The sequence below is a fragment of the Amniculibacterium aquaticum genome (assembly GCF_003852705.1).
Classification (GTDB): Bacteria; Bacteroidota; Bacteroidia; order Flavobacteriales; family Weeksellaceae; genus Amniculibacterium; species Amniculibacterium aquaticum.
In genome coordinates this window covers 160,114-177,055 of sequence record NZ_REFA01000001.1, presented here as the reverse complement: position 1 = coordinate 177,055, position 16,942 = coordinate 160,114, and the positions used below count along the sequence as shown (strand labels likewise).

At 36.4% G+C, this 16,942-nt stretch carries 17 protein-coding genes and 1 tRNA gene; 2 read left to right on the top strand and 16 right to left on the bottom strand.

The window, feature by feature from the left end:
* Positions 1-58 precede the first annotated feature (58 nt).
* On the top strand, positions 59-394 hold the full coding sequence (locus EIY84_RS00795) for a DUF3276 family protein (protein WP_124639507.1): 336 nt from the start codon (positions 59-61) through the stop codon (positions 392-394).
* Positions 395-507: 113 nt separating this feature from the next.
* Here EIY84_RS00795 and EIY84_RS00790 read toward each other — a convergent pair.
* From EIY84_RS00790 to EIY84_RS00720, 14 genes are all read right to left on the bottom strand, one after another.
* Positions 508-583, bottom strand: a tRNA-His gene (locus EIY84_RS00790).
* Positions 584-619: 36 nt separating this feature from the next.
* Positions 620-1,339 (bottom strand): bacillithiol biosynthesis deacetylase BshB1, encoded by a 720-nt coding sequence (gene bshB1 / locus EIY84_RS00785; protein ID WP_124639505.1) that lies wholly within the window; start codon positions 1,337-1,339, stop codon positions 620-622.
* Positions 1,340-1,405: 66 nt separating this feature from the next.
* Positions 1,406-3,058, bottom strand: a complete 1,653-nt coding sequence (locus tag EIY84_RS00780) for a tetratricopeptide repeat protein (protein WP_124639503.1) — start codon at positions 3,056-3,058, stop codon at positions 1,406-1,408.
* 78 nt (positions 3,059-3,136) lie between these two features.
* Positions 3,137-4,003, bottom strand: coding sequence for a PstS family phosphate ABC transporter substrate-binding protein (locus EIY84_RS00775; RefSeq protein WP_124639500.1), 867 nt, complete (start codon positions 4,001-4,003; stop codon positions 3,137-3,139).
* 254 nt (positions 4,004-4,257) lie between these two features.
* Complete coding sequence (locus EIY84_RS00765) at positions 4,258-5,079, bottom strand: energy transducer TonB (protein WP_124639496.1); 822 nt, start codon at positions 5,077-5,079, stop codon at positions 4,258-4,260.
* 25 nt (positions 5,080-5,104) lie between these two features.
* On the bottom strand, positions 5,105-5,671 hold the full coding sequence (locus tag EIY84_RS00760; RefSeq protein ID WP_124639494.1) for an ExbD/TolR family protein: 567 nt from the start codon (positions 5,669-5,671) through the stop codon (positions 5,105-5,107).
* Between the two features lie 12 nt (positions 5,672-5,683).
* Positions 5,684-6,289, bottom strand: a complete 606-nt coding sequence (locus EIY84_RS00755) for an ExbD/TolR family protein (RefSeq protein WP_124639492.1) — start codon at positions 6,287-6,289, stop codon at positions 5,684-5,686.
* 62 nt (positions 6,290-6,351) lie between these two features.
* Positions 6,352-7,215, bottom strand: coding sequence for a MotA/TolQ/ExbB proton channel family protein (locus EIY84_RS00750; RefSeq protein WP_124639490.1), 864 nt, complete (start codon positions 7,213-7,215; stop codon positions 6,352-6,354).
* Between the two features lie 253 nt (positions 7,216-7,468).
* Positions 7,469-10,327: a leucine--tRNA ligase gene (leuS, locus tag EIY84_RS00745; protein WP_124639488.1), complete on the bottom strand. Its 2,859-nt coding sequence runs from the start codon at positions 10,325-10,327 to the stop codon at positions 7,469-7,471.
* Positions 10,328-10,400: 73 nt separating this feature from the next.
* On the bottom strand, positions 10,401-11,303 hold the full coding sequence (locus EIY84_RS00740; protein WP_124639486.1) for a DUF1501 domain-containing protein: 903 nt from the start codon (positions 11,301-11,303) through the stop codon (positions 10,401-10,403).
* 60 nt (positions 11,304-11,363) lie between these two features.
* Complete coding sequence (locus tag EIY84_RS00735) at positions 11,364-12,035, bottom strand: DUF1501 domain-containing protein (RefSeq protein WP_124639484.1); 672 nt, start codon at positions 12,033-12,035, stop codon at positions 11,364-11,366.
* Between the two features lie 2 nt (positions 12,036-12,037).
* The gene (locus EIY84_RS00730) at positions 12,038-12,316 is read right to left on the bottom strand and encodes a hypothetical protein (RefSeq protein WP_124639482.1); all 279 of its coding nucleotides are present in this window, start codon (positions 12,314-12,316) and stop codon (positions 12,038-12,040) included.
* Between the two features lie 141 nt (positions 12,317-12,457).
* On the bottom strand, positions 12,458-13,666 hold the full coding sequence (locus tag EIY84_RS00725; RefSeq protein ID WP_124639480.1) for a DUF1800 family protein: 1,209 nt from the start codon (positions 13,664-13,666) through the stop codon (positions 12,458-12,460).
* 165 nt (positions 13,667-13,831) lie between these two features.
* The gene (locus EIY84_RS00720) at positions 13,832-14,281 is read right to left on the bottom strand and encodes a lipocalin-like domain-containing protein (RefSeq protein WP_124639478.1); all 450 of its coding nucleotides are present in this window, start codon (positions 14,279-14,281) and stop codon (positions 13,832-13,834) included.
* 127 nt (positions 14,282-14,408) lie between these two features.
* On the opposite strand from EIY84_RS00720, the gene EIY84_RS00715 reads away from it, so the two are divergent.
* Entirely contained in the window at positions 14,409-15,161 is a 753-nt protein-coding gene (locus EIY84_RS00715) for a glycosyltransferase family 2 protein (protein ID WP_124639476.1), read from the top strand.
* Between the two features lie 80 nt (positions 15,162-15,241).
* Here the strand turns inward: EIY84_RS00715 and EIY84_RS00710 are convergent, their stop codons facing one another.
* Both EIY84_RS00710 and EIY84_RS00705 read right to left on the bottom strand, forming a co-directional pair.
* Positions 15,242-16,471 (bottom strand): 3-deoxy-D-manno-octulosonic acid transferase, encoded by a 1,230-nt coding sequence (locus EIY84_RS00710; protein ID WP_124639737.1) that lies wholly within the window; start codon positions 16,469-16,471, stop codon positions 15,242-15,244.
* 6 nt (positions 16,472-16,477) lie between these two features.
* Positions 16,478-16,942 carry a DUF1648 domain-containing protein gene (locus tag EIY84_RS00705; protein WP_124639474.1) on the bottom strand — a complete coding sequence of 155 codons (465 nt, stop codon included), beginning with the start codon at positions 16,940-16,942 and terminating at the stop codon, positions 16,478-16,480.

The following is a 16,942-nucleotide window of genomic DNA, read 5'->3' as shown; positions in this document are numbered from 1 at the left end:
TATTTTGCAGTTCAAAGAAATCCATTATATTTGTTAGATAAGTATTAAAACAATAACGATGAGTGATTATAAGGAACGCCAAGAGAATGAAATTTTCACCAAGGTGTTGAAGGCAGGAAGAAGAACTTATTTCTTTGATGTACGCGAGACTAAAGCAGGAGATTATTACCTAACCATTACCGAAAGTAAAAAAAACTTTAATGACAGTGGAGAGGCTACATTTGAAAAACACAAAATCTATCTTTACAAAGAAGATTTCAAAAACTTTCAGGACTTATTCAATGAATCTACCGATTATATCATCAGCCAAAAAGGCGAAGATGTAATTTCTGAAAGACATGAAAAGGACTATAAAAGTAAGACCTATACCATAGAAAGTCAAGACGAAGTTTAATACAACTTCTACCAACAACATAAACCACTTCACCATTTTGTGCAAGTGGTTTTTTATTGCACACATTCTTCATTATAAAACAAAAAAAAAGCATCCAAAAATGGATGCTTATAGGGTGAATGATGGGTCTCGAACCCACGACCTTCGGAACCACAATCCGACGCTCTAACCAACTGAGCTACAATCACCGTTTTCAGTGGTGCAAATATAAGAAATTGTTTTAAACTACAAAACAATTCCATCAAAATTTTTCAATGCCATAAGTTTTTCTGTGGTAAAACCCTCAGCATAAGCCACTCCCGACAACCTACCAAGATCCTGAGCGCGGTAAGTTAGGCTCTCTAAAAAGTCTTTTGTTGCAATGGGAGTAAGAGGTTCGTTGGATTCGGGATTATAAAACTGTGTGGAATACGCCAAACACGCTTTTATTTTTTGATCCATACTATCCGAAATATCAATTACGAAATCCGGAGTTACGGACTTCCATTGTATATAATTATAGATTTGCTTTGGTCGCCAAGCATTTTGAATCTGGCCTTGTGATTTTGTTTCTATCTTCACCAAACCCGATAAAAAACACGCATCAGAAACCAGTTTACACGCTTTGGCATGATCCGGATGTCGATCATCAATTGAATTGGAAAAAACAATTTCAGGCTGATACTTTCTCACCATCTCTACGATCTTCATTTGGTATTCTTCAGAATTGACCAAAAAACCGTCTTTCATTTCAAGATTTTCTCTTCCGACAATTCCCAATATTTCGGCGGCCAATTGCGCTTCTCCTCGTCTTGTTTCGGCAGTCCCACGCGTACCCAACTCACCACGAGTTAAGTCCACAATAACCACTTTTTTTCCTTCTTTTATCAACTTTGCCAATGTTCCGCCACAACCCAACTCTACATCGTCAGGATGGGCTCCAAAAGCCAATATATCAACTTTCATGGTACTTAATTTCATTATAAAAAAACTTTGTCAAGACAAGTGCCTTGACAAAGAATATTTTTCGAATTATTTATTAATTTGTTTGTTGAAGTTCACAGCATCTTCAAATGTAGGATTCAACTGAACTGCTTTTGCGGCATACTCTTTCGCTTTTGCCAAATCTTTAGTTTGATTGAAATAAGCGACTAAATAATACGCATAGGATAGAGAGTCTTTATTCTGATCTTGCTCTGCTTGAGGCTTTTTCAACACCATATCAATGAATTTTTGATAAGAATTTTCAGCCATATCGTTGTTGCCCAATTGCTGATAAGCAGATCCTTTTGCGTAATAAGAGTACACCCAATCCGGAGCCAAGGAAATCATTTTGTCCCAGGTAACTACTGCTCCGCTCCAGTTTTTGGCTTCTGTATAAGCTGTTCCCAATTTTACCAAAGCATCAGCGTCTTTTGGATTGGCTTTTACTTTTGCTTTCAGACCTTCAATTGTTGGGTTGGTAGGTCCTGCATTCACCGCTTCTTCAGAGATGCCTCCTCCACTTTGAATTTTTGCCATTTCTGCACTCCAGTCCATTGTGGTGTCTTTCGCAGCATTAGCGATAGCAATTTTTTGTGTCGCCTCAGCAATGAGTTGGCTCTTAAGCGCGGCATCCTTTTCGGACTGCGCAAGTCCAGCCATGATAAGCCCCATCAATCCTTGATCTGCAGGTAAGATTCTATTCTTCTCTTTTACCGTTGACATAAATTTATCCAAATTAGCTTTAGCTGCAGCATAGTTGTTGTCTGCCTGATAATCCAGATATGCTTTTAGTTTATATTTAATCGGGTCATCTACTTTATCAAAAACCTTATCTAAAGTCGCTTTAGAATTCGCAAAATCGTCGTTTGTAAAATACAATTTAGCAATTTCCAATTGTGTGTACGGATCTTCATCGGCATATTTAGAATAGTTGATCAAGTCTTGTGTTGCCAATTCATTTTTTTGATAACGAATATCGTAACTCGCTTTTGCCTTGTAAGCCGGTGCATACGATGGATCAACAGCAATTGCGGCATTAATTTTTTCAATCGCTTGCGGCCATTGTTGTGCTGCCATCCAAAGTGTTCCCATTCTGGTAAACACAGATGCTTTATTTTTGGCTACAACAGATGCTTTGTCATAAGCCGTCATGGCAGATCCCGGATCTCTTTTCAAACGATAGGCGTCGCCCAAAGTGTAGTAATAATGTGCAGGCACCCCATTTTTGGTTGCTTTATCAATGGCTTTTACCAAGTAATCGATTGCCAATTCAGGAGAATTATTCTTTTCAAATAAAGTTAATGCTTCACCGGCTCTGTATAAAACCTCAGGATCTTTTTCTCTAGAATCTGCGACAACAGCTTGGATTTCTGCAACTGCAGACTTATCACCTTTGCCCAACTTTACAGATGCCAAACCGATTTTGTTAAGATAAGATCTCTTATCAACAGCTAAACCTTTATTAAAAAATTCGTGAGCTTGATCAAAATTTGGTTCATTTTGACTCAAAAAAGTATTTCCCAAATAAAAATAATTATCGGCTGAAGGAGATTTGGCAATCATATCTTCAAAATTCTTTTTAGCCAAAGCATATTTATTGGCATCGATATAATTAATACCTTCTTGAAGCGACTGTGCGAAAGCCATATTAGACAAAAAGCCTACTGCAACACCAAGAACAAGTTTTTTTGTACTATTCATTTTATAAAGATTTATGTTTAATAAGTTATTAAAATAGTCCTCAATAATCAGACCAAAATATTAAATTTAGATTAAAAATTAGCGCATTTGCACTTCTCTTTTGTAAATATTATAGGGCTGTAGTCCTTCTTTTTCTACAATCATCTGTCCCAGCTGGGTACACGAGAAACGAATAATGCCATTGGCAAGGTTAAAATTGCCTTCGTTGGCCAAGAAATAGAGAACCCTGGTGAATGGATAAGACATGTTTTTCAGATTGTTGATGTCTGGAAAATAGGTTTTCCCTTGATATTCTACCGGTAGAATTTTAAACTCTTCTCTTAATCGTATGGCCTCCTTGTTATACTCTCTGCTGAAAGTGTTTAGACCGATAACACCGATTCGATCTGGGTATTTTTGGATTTGGTCGGCTACATTTTTATTTCCTGTGATTACTGAAAACTTCAAATCTTTTTGTTGAGCTCCTATTTTCTGAGCTACGAAATTAATGTTCCCAGAATTGGCTCCGTCAAATACAAAAGGTTTTTTGTCCGAGTTCAAGCCGTTTTTAATTTCATCATAAGAAATCTTCTGAAGGGGCGAGTCTTTGGATACGATAAAAACCACAGCATCTGCAGCGAATTTGGCCGGTTGATATTTAAGCTCTATAATTCTTTCGTATTCTTTTTTCTCTTCAGGGGAAAGATCTCTGGACATGGCAATTATCTTTACCTTACCTTGCAACAGACTGAGCAAAGCCAAATCTTCTTTTTCAGATTGCACCGTAATTTTTGTTTCTGGATAATGCGTTTCATAACCGTCTGCCAATGCTTCTACAACAGACTTGTATGCATCGTCCGTCAAGATGGTCATGCTGCCTTTATGGTACGAGGGAGTCTTGGACTCTTCCTTTTTCTTACATGAAAAAAAAAGGAAAAATAAACTTACGAATAAAAATCTAGTCATTGCTCTTGTTTTCTTTAATACCTCGCACTGCACGATACATCCTAAACACGCCATAAACAATTAACAAACTGCCCATCGCATAAGCGATATTGGGTTCTAATGTAACGATTAGAAATTTATAAACGATAACAACTATGCCTAAAACGACATAAAAAAATCCGGTGACTAATGATAACCAATTGAACATAAAAGCAAAAATACAAAAAAAAGAGAAGCCTAAAAGACTTCTCTTTGTTAAAGTTTGGTAATGAAAATTATTCAAACATCATGGTAAGTGGCATACGGAAACGGTATCTTACCGATTGACCGTTAATTTTTGCCGGTGTCCATTTGTTTTTAATACTTTTCACCGTTCTGATTGCTTCTTCGTTGAAGGTTTTATTAGACCCAGACGCTTTCACATCGGTAATACTACCATCTCTTTCTACTACGAAAGTAATTTCGGTTTTCAAAGTTCCTTCATCACCATCCATTACGGAAGTATCGAAATTGTTATTCACCTTGGTTCTAAAAGAGTTAATACCTCCTGGGAATTCTGCCAACTGTTCAACTTCAGAATAAACTTGGGTATCACTCACCTGAGGTTTTACCTCTACGGTATTACCTTTACCTGTTGAAGGTGGTGCTGGTGGTGGTGCATAAGTTGGAGTCGTCACCCCTTCCTGATTTTGCAAACCTGTAGTAGTTTCTAACTGTTTGGTAATCGGTGGAGGTGGTGTTTCCACTTTTGGTGCCTTTTTCGGTTCCGGAACCACATTTTGTATTACCTCTTGTTTTGGAGGTTCTACTTTTGGTGGTGGCGGTGGTGGCGGTGCTTTTTCTTCTGGTTGCTCAATAATTTTATCTTCTTGTATGATGTTCATCATATCCGCTTTAACCTCAACCTTTGCAGGTTTTGTTAAATTCTTGATGGTGATGTAGATCAAAGGAGAAAATGCAACTATCGCAAACAGAGAAGTTCCTATTAAGAAAGCTTTTGTCAAGATTTTAGGATAGGTCGTTCTTAGATCATAAGCTCCGTATTCCTTATTTCTGTGTTCAAAAACAATTTCGTCTATGTTATACTCGTTAGCCATTTTAATATTAATTAAAAATTAATGATTACTTGGTTGTGGGAGCTGCTGGAGCTGCCGCACCTACTTTCTTATCATAAATCGCTTTTTCCCAAGGCTTAATATCGGTTACCCCGTATTGTTCGTTCTTGGTGATGGCCATTTCATCCAGTAAGTCAACAAAGTTTTTAAATACTGCATCGTCCGTTGGCTTGATGATCACTGTAAACATTTTTTGATCTGCCGCATTGGCTTTTGCTTGCTCTACTACTTTTCTAATTCCTTCTCTATCGAAAGTGGTTTCGTGAAGGTTAGCATCGGTAAGAGAGGTATTGTCTTGTTGATGCCAAAATACACGATTGTCCTTTCCAATAATAATGGAGATGGAGTTAGAAAGTTTAATCTCCGTATCTGGAGCTTTTTGGTCTTTTTTCGGTTTTGCCGGAAGACCAAGATCTAATACATTCGGTTTACTAAAAGTTGTGGTAAACATGAAGAATGTAATCAAAAGGAAACCCAAATCCACCATCGGAGTCATGTCTACCCTTGTACTCTGCTTCTTAGAACGGACTTTGCCGCCTTTTCCACCTTTTTCTTGTACTTGTACTTCTGCCATTTCTACTTGTGGTTATTGTGGTTTACTTTCTTGTGATGTTATCAGCCAGAATTTAAGAAACTCGATATCTCTTAAACCTTCGAATAAATTTTTGATTTTTGGATACTTTGTGTTTACATCGCCTTTAATCGCCAATTTATAATCGGGATTAACGGCTAAACTTTGTTGTACCCAGTCGATCAATTCTTTATGCGTACTGTCCATCGGAATTCCGGTTGGACTTTTAAAATTCTTTTGCTCATCTCCTGACAAATCAAGATAGCCTTTCAATTGTGACATCGGAACGCCAATCGCTTGAACTTTTTGGAAAGCGGCTTTTTCTTCATTGTTGAAGGTAAGTCCGTACTTCTGTCCCATATTGTCCAACAGCTGAAGTCTTTCTGAAGCATTTTCTACCGGTTGGAAATAAAATTTCCCATCTGGTGTAGCGTTAATGGTCATCAGACTCGTATCTGGCAATAATTTTTCCGATATGGAAGATGGCGGTTTAATCTGCTCGACATCCGGTTTTTTGAACTGGGTAGTCAAGATAAAGAATGTAAGTAGTAGGAACGCAACATCGGTCATTGCGGTCATGTCTACTAATACACCATGTCTTTTTGGTTTGACTTTCGCCATTTGTTACAAATATTTTAAATTAAACTTCTATAAAATCTTATTGCAATAATCTTGCCTAATTCTTAGTGGAATTCAGCGAAAGATTGTTGGATACTCATAGAAATCTCATCGATTTTATAAGTTAATCCGTCGATTTTAGAAGTAAAATAGTTGTACAAAATGATCGCTACTGCAGAAGTACCAATACCCAAAGCTGTGTTAATCAAGGCTTCGGAGATACCTGTAGATAGAGCAGCTGCATCCGGAGTACCACCACCAGAACCTAAAGCGAAGAACGCCTTGATCATCCCGATTACGGTTCCTAATAGTGCTACCAATGTTGCAACGGTACCTAAAGTTGAAAGAATCATCATGTTCTTTTCCAACATTGGCATTTCTAGAGTTGTAGCTTCTTCGATTGCTTTGTTCAATGCAACCATTTTTTGTTCTTTATTCAGGTTGTTGTCTTTAGACAATGCTTTGTAAGTTGTAAGACCTTCTTTTACAACATTACCAACCGATCCTTCTTGACCGTCGCACTCTTCGATTGCAGCATCTACTTTGTTGCTATTCAACAAGTTTCTTACTTTCAACACGAAGTTATCCAAGTTTCCTTTACCTGCTGCTTTGCTCAACACCAAAGCTCTTTCGAAAGAGAACACGATTACTGTAATCAAGAAAGTAATCAAAACCGGTACAATTACCCCACCTTTATAGATGATACCTAGGAAACCATCCGGATGAATGTCTTTACCTTCTACATCTGAAAAAGCTACGGATCCAGAACCTAATTTATCTGCATCTTTAAAGTTACCCGGTGCACCAAGCACGAATAAATAAATTAAAATCCCTACCCCTAGGATAACCGGGATAATGAAAGCTGGGTTAAGACCTCCTGCTTTTTTAGCAACTAATTGCTCGTCTGTGTTTGAAACATTCATTTCCATATTAAACTAAATTATATTGTTTTTAAAAATTTGAGAGCGTAAAATAAAGTTAAATTTTTCTTTCATGCAAGACTTTGAACAAATCTTAACATTTTTTACAAAAACAAAACCGGTACAAGCATTGTATTTTCCTTAAAAATAATTGATAAAATTATATACTTTAACCAAAATTTTAAGTTCTTTTAACATAATAATGAAAAACCTATACTTTACCAAACAATCATTTAATGTTGATTTTAGATTAAAAACTACACTATACGACTATATTAATAATCTTTTTAGGTACAATTATTAATTTTTTATACGATTTCCCGTCTAAAAGCTGTACTATTTTCTCTTCTTGTTTTACTATTTCCTCGATGGCTTTAGCATCTAAATCGGTTGAAAGACTCAATTTTATTTTCACTTTACCGTTGATGCTAACCGGATAATCAAAATCGGATTCTTTTAAATAATCCTCATTAAATTCTGGAAAAGTTTGAAATTCTATACAATTATCGTGCCCTAATTGTTGCCAAAGCTCTTCACAAACATGCGGTGCATAAGGCGAAACGATAACTGCCAGAGCTTCAAGGATTTTCTTTTTATTACATTTCAGCTTTTGCAATTCATTCACTGCAATCATAAACTGAGAAACTGAGGTATTAAACGAAAAATTCTCGATGTCGTATGTAAATTTCTTTATCAATTGATGCAAAATCTTGTATTCTTCCTTTGTAGGCTCTTCATCGGACACCGAGAAAACATCACCATCAAAATAAAGGTTATAGAATTTTTTCAAGAAACCGTAAACGCCGGTTAAGCCTTGGGTATTCCACGGTTTGCTTTGCTCCAATGGACCCAGAAACATTTCGTACAGACGAAGACAGTCGGCGCCGTATTCTTCACAAATATCATCGGGATTCACCACATTGTATTTGGATTTGGACATTTTCTCGACCTCTCTTTCGGTGATGTATTTTCCGTCTTCTAATATAAATTCTGCGTTTTCAAATTCTTTTCTCCAACTTTTAAATGCTTCGGTATCCAACTCATCCGATGTCCCTTTTAACAACGATACATCGACATGGATTTTTTGTGTTTGGTATTCTTTCGCCAAATTTTTAGAAACAAATTTTTGGGTACCCTCTATTCTATAAACAAAAGCTGACATTCCCAAAATCATCCCTTGATTGATGAGTTTCTTGAACGGTTCTTCCTGGTTAATGTACCCTCTGTCTTTTAGGAACATGTTCCAAAATCTAGAATAAAGTAGATGTCCCGTAGCATGTTCGCTACCGCCAATATACAAATCGACCTGTCCCCAATAATCAGAAAATTCTTTATTGCAAAAAGCTTCGGAATTTTGAGAATCCATGTATCTCAAGAAATACCAAGAACTCCCTGCCCATCCCGGCATGGTGGACAATTCTAAAGGATAAACCGTTTTTTCATCGATCAAATCGATATCTACAATTTTATTATTCGTTTCGTCCCAAGCGTATTTTTTTGCATTTCCCAAAGGTGGATCTCCATCCTGTGTTGGCAAATATTTTTCCACTTCCGGCAACTCCAATGGCAAAGCAGAAGTTGGCAAAGTGTACGGCATACCGTCTTTAAAATATACCGGTACAGGCTCTCCCCAATACCTTTGTCTGGAGAAGATCGCATCTCTTTGTTTGTAATTTACTGTTCTTTTTCCAAGATTCCTGTTTTCTATTTCTAATATCATTTTCTCTTTCGCTTCATCGTACTTCAACCCGTTTAAGAAATCTGAATTTACGCAAGTGCTGTCTTTAGAATCAAATGCTTCTTCCAGCACATCCACTTCCGTATCGACTACTTTCAAAATGGGCAAACTGAATTTTTTCGCAAAACGATGATCCCTCTCGTCGTGTGCAGGAACCGCCATAACCGCTCCTGTCCCGTAGCCCATCAATACATAATCCGAGATGTAAATTGGAATTTTCTTTTCCGTAAAAGGGTTGATGGCATAACTTCCTGTGAAAGCACCAGAAACGGTTTTTACATCGGCCATACGATCTCTTTCGGATTTTTTGGAAGTTTCTGCAATATACTTTTCTACTTCTATTTTTTGATCAGCAGATGTAATTTTCTCAACCAATGGATGTTCAGGAGCCAAAACCATGAATGTCGCACCGAAAATGGTATCCGGCCTTGTTGTGAACACTTCTATAAAGTTGTCGAAAATTGGTTGTTGGTTGTTGGCTTCTAAATCATTTTCTATTGAGAATCCATCTATTAAGAATTTCACAGAAGCTCCTTGAGATTTACCGATCCAATATTCTTGTGCATCTTTCAAGGGTTGTGGCCAATCTAGGGTCTGAAGTCCTTGCAATAAACGCTCAGAATAGGCGGTAATTCTCATGCTCCACTGCATCATTTTTTTCTGAAAAACTGGATAACCACCCCTTTCAGACTTCCCGTCTTTCACCTCATCGTTTGCCAAAACCGTTCCCAATTCTGGACACCAATTCACGGTGGTTTCTGCACGGAAAGCCAAACGATAGTTAAGCAAGATATCTTGCTTGTCCAAGTCAGTCGCTGCATTCCATTCGGATGCATCAAAATCCAAATCTTCGGTTTGAGAGGCGTTCAGATTTTTAGTTCCAAATTTTTTAAAATGCTCAATTAAAGTTTCAATTGACTCTGCCCTATCGGTTGATTTGTTGTACCAAGAATGGAAAAGCTCTATAAAAATCCACTGAGTCCATTTATAATATGAAGAATCGGAAGTTCTAAGTTCTTTGGACCAATCGAAAGAAAAGCCAAGACGACGAAGCTGCACTTCGTATCGATTGATATTTTGCTCCGTTGTAACTGCCGGATGTTGCCCTGTTTGTATAGCATATTGCTCCGCGGGAAGACCAAAAGAATCGTAACCCACAGGATGTAAAACATTAAATCCCTGATGTCTTTTGAACCTTGCATAAATATCGGAGGCAATATATCCTAACGGATGCCCTACATGCAGACCTGCTCCGGATGGATAAGGAAACATATCCAGAACATAGTACTTTGCTTTATTGCTTTTGCTATCGGTTTTGAAAGTTTGTTTTTCTTCCCAAATTTGCTGCCATTTTTTTTCGATCTGCTGATGATTATAGAACATTGTTAATATTTTTGAGCTACAAATTTAAGATTTTTTAGATGAAACTTTTTAAGAATTATCACATCAATAAATATCAATGTTTTACAAGGAACTTCTCAGAAAATCGTTTACCATTTTCACACAATACCGTTAACACATAAAGTCCATTTTTAAAATTTTCTATAGGTATTCTCAAAACCTGTTCAGAATTATGAAGTTCTAGAATTTGTCTTCCAGAAGAATCAAAAATTTGAATATGTGATTTCACACAATCTTCAAGGCCAAAATCAAGGGTTATAAAAATATCTGCGGGATTTGGATAAATTTTCATTTTTTTAATTGACGCTTTTTCTTCAGTAAAAAGAGATGCAGCACAAACTACATTAGCCGACTTGTTGGGTACTACAATCTCCACTTTTTGAGATGGTGTAACAAAACTTTGCAAGTCAACAGTATCCATCAAGCCCGAATCTGCTCCCAACCAGTCTTGAATAATAGAAGCAAAAATCTGTCGATAATCAAATCGTCTTTGACTTTGATTATAATAATAATTTGTTGAATTCGTGAAAACAGGATGATCCCCTCTTATACCACTAGAGATGTTGTTCCCGACAACAAAAAATGGAGCGAGATCTCCATGGTCGGTTCCAAGGCTTGCATTTTCCCTCACCTGTCTTCCAAACTCACTGAATGTCACCGTTAACACACGATTTACCAATCCCAAATTCTCAAGATCGGATTGAAAAGCCAATATTGAATTGGATATATCACCTAGTAAATTAGCATGACTTCCCAGATTGGTACTTCCGGTTTGAACTTGATTCACATGGGTATCAAATCCTGTTATATTAACTTGGAATATTTTGGTTTTACTACCACCTTTTATTAACCTTGCTACTGTTTTCAATTGCTTTCCAAGACTTGAGTTTGGATAGGTTACCGTAGAGTTGTTTCCGGCATTAAAAACAGACATTACACGGTTGTAATAACTGTCCATACTTGCAGCTACTCCTTTTACATAATTCAATAAATCATTATACTCTGAAGGTGAAACAAGTTACTGAGCATTAGCACTTTTTAGACTATTAAACAATGTATTTTGAAATCCCGTTGCATTATACTCAATGCTTTTTTCCACAGCATGCTCATAAAATAGACAAGGATTAAGATTACCAAACTGCATGGCTAAAGGATCAGGATTAAGCACTGTTGGATTACCACCTAGACCAGGATTCAATGCACCAAGATATCGTCCAAAAATCCCATCAAACAAATCTTGATTATTAGCCCCATCTTTACCCGAGAACATCAAATTTTCGGAACGAAAATGAGAGTAGTTTGGGTTCGGATATCCTACACCGTTGAATAAAGTTAATTTTCCTGAATCGTACAAAGACTTAAACCCAGTCATACTTGGATTTAAACCCACCAACTTCTCTTGACTCACCGTTGAGTCCAAACTAATATAACCCCCTGCACCCGTATTGGCAATTTTAATATTGGGTCTTAGATTCGCGTAAGTATCGTACTGACTAATGGGAATTACTGTATTCAAACCATCGTTAGCTCCGGCCAATCTCAAGATTACCAAAGATCGTTCATTCACTTCATCGCAACTGATGCTAAAATCAGCAAAGCGATTCATAACCCTAGACGGCATTCCATTCAATAAAAAAGGTGTACCAATACCCGCCAAAGTCATTGTTTTTAAAAATTCTTTACGATCCATAGCTAAAAAATTTGAAATTCTGGAGATTTAATTAAGGCTTTCACCAATCTATCTAATGGAATCTTAACATTGGTTGCAGTTCCTGTATTAACATAATTATTCCATTCATTGAGCCAATTTGTTGGACTCAAACCGTTTAAGAAAACAGTTTTAAAATAAAGCAAACGGTCGCTAGGTGGGATCTCGATATGCAACAAAGCACAAAACTCAGACACCAATACATCTACATTTCCTGGGTTTGAAAAATTACCAGAATTCTTTACAAAATCAGGATTATTCAATTTAAATACAAATCCGTTATATGTTAAGCCATTAATAATAAAATCAATACTATAATTGTATCGGATTCTTAGTGAAGATGTTGTAATAAAATTTTTATCAAAATGCGGACTACTAGAATAACCCGCATATCCATTGACCGATTAAGGTCTAAAAACAGGCAAACCAGAATTATAACTATAACTAAAAACAACACTTAAAAAAGAATGCATTGATGAAGGATTAACCTCATACAAAGGAGTTTGAAGATGAAGCAAACTAAACATATGAAAAAACATCTCCATAGGACTTCTCACCAATGCTCCTATAACCTCATCGCCAATTATAGAGTCGTCTTCATCATAGAAATGAGAACTTGTCAACAATTCTCTAATGACCGGTAAAATATTGTAATTATTTGATTTCAACATAACCGACAGAGGTGCTATAATATCTTGTTCTATCGCGGGTGTAATTTCTCTACCTACAAAATAATGGTATAGTTTTCTGCAATAGGCTTTGGATGTCTCATTCTGATCAAAGACCATAGAAATAAAAGTCTCCATTTCTGTTTGGATGGCAGCTTCGGTATTTGCACCTGTGATTACCGCATTATTAAAGGCAGAACTAAATGTTTTATTTCCAGTATCATGATTTGTTGTAGAAATCACTCCTTTTGGCAAATGAGTCACAGGATCTACATTTAATAATCGATTGACTTTATTATATGTATTGCTATTGTTTGTAAATCCAGTTAACACTTTAGCTGCTTGTTGCACATCCAACTCTGTATAATTGGTATAATTTCCTGTATCGACCTGAGGCCCTTTTAATATGGTAAACAATTCTAAAAACTCACGCGCGTAGTTCTGATTGGGACTGTTTTTCTTATTGACATTGTTATTAAGATACGAAAGCATTCTAGGATCTGTAGTAACTTTAATCGCCAAATCTTTCAAACTTCCACTAGAATAGAACCTCAACAACTCTTTGTAATCATAATTAGTCCAGTAATTTCCACCATCATCGGTTACAAAAAATAAATGCAGTAAGTATATAATCTTGTACTGCATCGAGGGATCCTTCATGGCATGATACATCCACCAAAACAAATCAAAACTACCGGAAGTCGTATTTTGACTATCTGTAATTGTTGGTGCATCGTAGGTCGGAACAATTGTCTCTCCACTATTGTTCAGGGGACTTGGTGGATTAGGAGGCGTAAAATTAAACAATACAGTAACTGCATCATCTGGAGTCATTGTTGAAAAACTAAGTATCTTAGCTTTTGTAATGTTATAAGTTGATCTCCGTAATAAATGATAGGCATTACTGTATCCTAAAACTGTAGTTTTCTTGGATAAGCTCATCATTTTGTGTTTTGTTACACAAATTTAGCTTTTTAATTTATATATTTAACCATTATTGTTAATTTCAATGATATTATAAACGCTAAATGACTTTATTTATCAAGCTGAATGAAAAGAATAAAAAAACGACCAAAATATTGGTCGCTTTCGTCTTTATGATAATAAAAATTATTTTTTATTAAATGAATAGGTCAATGAATGATACACCGTACCGGTATTGGTTTCTAAAACCACATTCATCTTGGTATCGTTTTGAGAAATCACTCTTCCGTATTCTACATCACCGTTTTGATGAGTGATTACCAATGCATTGGCTATATTATCGTAGGTGTAGGTAATGTTATCGTTCAAAATAACATCGCAATTGGTTCCTACCTCGTCTTTGGTCATTTGGTTTCCTGTATTGTCTGGGTTAAATGTCCATCTGGACTCTAACTGGCAAGCAGAAAAATTATAAATTTGAGAATCCGAAACTCCATTGGTTACGGTGGTTTCTACAATTTTAAAAGGTTGCCAAGTTCCTTCAACAGAATACTGTACAGACTCTTCAGCTTCTTGCTTACATCCAACAGCTACCGACAGCATTAAAACTCCAAAATATAAAGCTAGTTTTTTCATATCAAATTTTTATCGGGCTAAAATTATTAATTTTTTTTATAAAATCGGCAATGATTTTCATAAAAGCATGAAATATTAACGACAACCGTTGTGAAATTATTATTTTATATTTGCAAAAATGCCTCTGATGCCCTTAGTTTCTATCATAACCCCTTGTTACAATTCTGAAAAATTCTTGCAGGAAACCATCGATTCTGTTCTTTCTCAAACCTTTAAAGATTGGGAATGGATCATCACGGATGACGGATCCAAGGATCATTCCGTACAAATTATAAAAGCTACACAAGATGCAAGAATTCAATTGATAGAATCCAAAGAAAATGGAGGCGCGGGACATGCCAGAAATCTTGCCTTAGAAAAAGCAACAGGAAAATACATTACCTTTTTAGATGCCGATGACTTTTGGATGCCTCATTTTTTAGAGGAAATAACCGCTTTTATGCAAAACGAAAATACCGAATTGGCCTACACCAGCTATGCTCGTTGTGATGAAAACCTCAATCCCAATCTCGCAGATTTCCAAGCAGACACGGTGGTCACTTTTGGAAATCTACTTAAAACCTGCAGATTGTCCCTTCTCAGCTCTATGTACGATTGCGAAAGAGTTGGCAAATTTTATTTTCCAAAAGGCAGCAAAAGAGAAGATCATGTGATGTGGCTGAACTTGTTGAAGGAAATCCCGGAAGGAAAACCCCTAAACAAGACTTTAGCAAAATACAGAATGCACCCCAGCAGTGTTTCCAGAAAAAAAACCAACATCATGATGGATCAGTATTTGGTTTATAAAGAACACATGAAATTCTCTACCCTAAAATCCATGTATTACACCGCTAACTGGGCCCTGAATGGCTTTATGAAGTACTCTAAAATTTTTAATTGAAAGCAAGACCCCGTTTTTAGTTTTACAGAAAATAACATTTCAGCGTTTTTTTATTCTATCTGAATAAAAACTAACAGGCGCTAAGAACTTATTTTTTCTACAATTAATTCTGAAGAATTGGGCTGTTGGTGGATGAAGTTATTGGAATTTTGCCCCATCTCTTTTCTGTATTTTTCATTTTCAATCAAATTCAAAATAAATTCTGATGCTTGATGCTCATCATAAAATGATTTAGCTCCATCAAATGCGATCAAACCATCTGCCTCTGGATTTTTACTGTATTTATTTCCAAAAACAACGGGAATACCAAAGACAGCAGCTTCTAAAATATTGTGCAGTCCCTTGTCGTGGAAACCACCGCCGACAACTGCAATATCGGCATAAGAATACAACTTGGACAAAAGTCCAATGCAATCTATGATAAGGATTTGTGCGTCTAACTGGGTATCGCGCTCGTCAATTTCTGTATATTTTATTGCCGATGGGAAAAGCTGTTCCAGAGCAGGCCCCCTTTTCATATCGTGAGGAGCAATGATGATCTTGGTGTTTTTTGATTTCACAAAAATACTTTCAGCAATTTTTTCTTCAGCTTCCCAAGAACTTCCAAAAACCAACAATAAATTATCCTTTTTAAACTCCGAAATGTACTTCACAAAAAGGTCTCGTTCACGAATTTGTCTGACCCTATCGAAACGGGTGTCGCCTGTTATAATTCCGTTATCCAGTCCTATCTTTTTAGCCAATTCCAACGATTTTTCGTTTTGATGAAAAAAGCAGTCGATGTTTTTTTTAAGCTCATCTACAAAAAACTTTCCGTACGGTTGAAAGAAAACCTGCTTTTCATAAAACAACGCCGAAACGACAAAGGTTTTGCAATTTACTTTTTTTAGTTCACGCAAAAGGTTGTACCAATAATCGTATTTTACGGTAAAAAAAATCTTGGGATTTACGGTTCTTACAAATCGTGAAATTTCCTTTTCGAAATCGAAAGGAAGGTAACAGATTGCATCTGCCAAATGGGGTTTATTCTTCACATTTTCAAACCCCGAGGGAGAGAAAAAGGTTATTAAAATTTTATAATTCGGGTATTTTTCTCTCAACTTTTCCAAAACAGGAAGACCTTGTTCGTACTCACCGAGGCTGGCGGCATGCATCCAAATCACCTGATCGTTTTGCGAAAATACATTCTTTACAATTTCTAAAGATTTCTTCCGACCCAAACATCCTTTCTTCAGTTTTTCATTAAAAAAAGAACCAAGCTTCATGATCAAAGCCAGAGCAAAAACGGAGCTGTTGTAAAGAAATTTCATCATCATTTAATCGTTCGTTTTTTGTTTATTGGCATAAATTATAAAAGCAAACATGACCACAAACATCAGTCCCAAGCAAATGGGTGTGAACAACGACAAGTCCTGTTGCTTTTCTAAAGCAACACTGAAACTTTCATAGGAAATGTTGACAAACAAAACCATGCAAAAGAAATTCAGAACCTGTACAAAAAGTGCTGTAAGATCTTTGTTTTCTCGCATTTTATCCGGAATATTAAGACCTGGAGCGTACGGATTTTGGGACAAGTAATTCATCAAAACAAACAACGCCGTGGCAATCCCCAAGAGGATAAAATACATTTTTTTATCCCCAAAGCCATCGGCTTCTCCCGAAACCCCAAAATGAGTGGGCACAATCTCTGGGAGAGAAAAGTAATTGTAGATTACAAATCCCCAGTTCGCAATTAATATGAGAATATTCAGAATAAAAAAGAATTTAGCAGTACCTTTCAT

Excerpts from the sequence above, each read along its gene's own strand:
- EIY84_RS00795 (WP_124639507.1), top strand. The coding sequence starts at position 59 with ATGAGTGATTATAAGGAACGCCAAGAGAATGAAATTTTCACCAAGGTG.
- bshB1 (WP_124639505.1), bottom strand. The coding sequence starts at position 1,339 with ATGAAAGTTGATATATTGGCTTTTGGAGCCCATCCTGACGATGTAGAG.
- EIY84_RS00780 (WP_124639503.1), bottom strand. The coding sequence starts at position 3,058 with ATGAATAGTACAAAAAAACTTGTTCTTGGTGTTGCAGTAGGCTTTTTG.
- EIY84_RS00775 (WP_124639500.1), bottom strand. The coding sequence starts at position 4,003 with ATGACTAGATTTTTATTCGTAAGTTTATTTTTCCTTTTTTTTTCATGT.
- EIY84_RS00765 (WP_124639496.1), bottom strand. The coding sequence starts at position 5,079 with ATGGCTAACGAGTATAACATAGACGAAATTGTTTTTGAACACAGAAAT.
- EIY84_RS00760 (WP_124639494.1), bottom strand. The coding sequence starts at position 5,671 with ATGGCAGAAGTACAAGTACAAGAAAAAGGTGGAAAAGGCGGCAAAGTC.
- EIY84_RS00755 (WP_124639492.1), bottom strand. The coding sequence starts at position 6,289 with ATGGCGAAAGTCAAACCAAAAAGACATGGTGTATTAGTAGACATGACC.
- EIY84_RS00750 (WP_124639490.1), bottom strand. The coding sequence starts at position 7,215 with ATGGAAATGAATGTTTCAAACACAGACGAGCAATTAGTTGCTAAAAAA.
- leuS (WP_124639488.1), bottom strand. The coding sequence starts at position 10,327 with ATGTTCTATAATCATCAGCAGATCGAAAAAAAATGGCAGCAAATTTGG.
- EIY84_RS00740 (WP_124639486.1), bottom strand. The coding sequence starts at position 11,303 with ATGGACAGTTATTACAACCGTGTAATGTCTGTTTTTAATGCCGGAAAC.
- EIY84_RS00735 (WP_124639484.1), bottom strand. The coding sequence starts at position 12,035 with ATGGATCGTAAAGAATTTTTAAAAACAATGACTTTGGCGGGTATTGGT.
- EIY84_RS00725 (WP_124639480.1), bottom strand. The coding sequence starts at position 13,666 with ATGATGAGCTTATCCAAGAAAACTACAGTTTTAGGATACAGTAATGCC.
- EIY84_RS00720 (WP_124639478.1), bottom strand. The coding sequence starts at position 14,281 with ATGAAAAAACTAGCTTTATATTTTGGAGTTTTAATGCTGTCGGTAGCT.
- EIY84_RS00715 (WP_124639476.1), top strand. The coding sequence starts at position 14,409 with ATGCCCTTAGTTTCTATCATAACCCCTTGTTACAATTCTGAAAAATTC.
- EIY84_RS00710 (WP_124639737.1), bottom strand. The coding sequence starts at position 16,471 with ATGAAATTTCTTTACAACAGCTCCGTTTTTGCTCTGGCTTTGATCATG.
- EIY84_RS00705 (WP_124639474.1), bottom strand. The coding sequence starts at position 16,942 with ATGAAAGGTACTGCTAAATTCTTTTTTATTCTGAATATTCTCATATTA.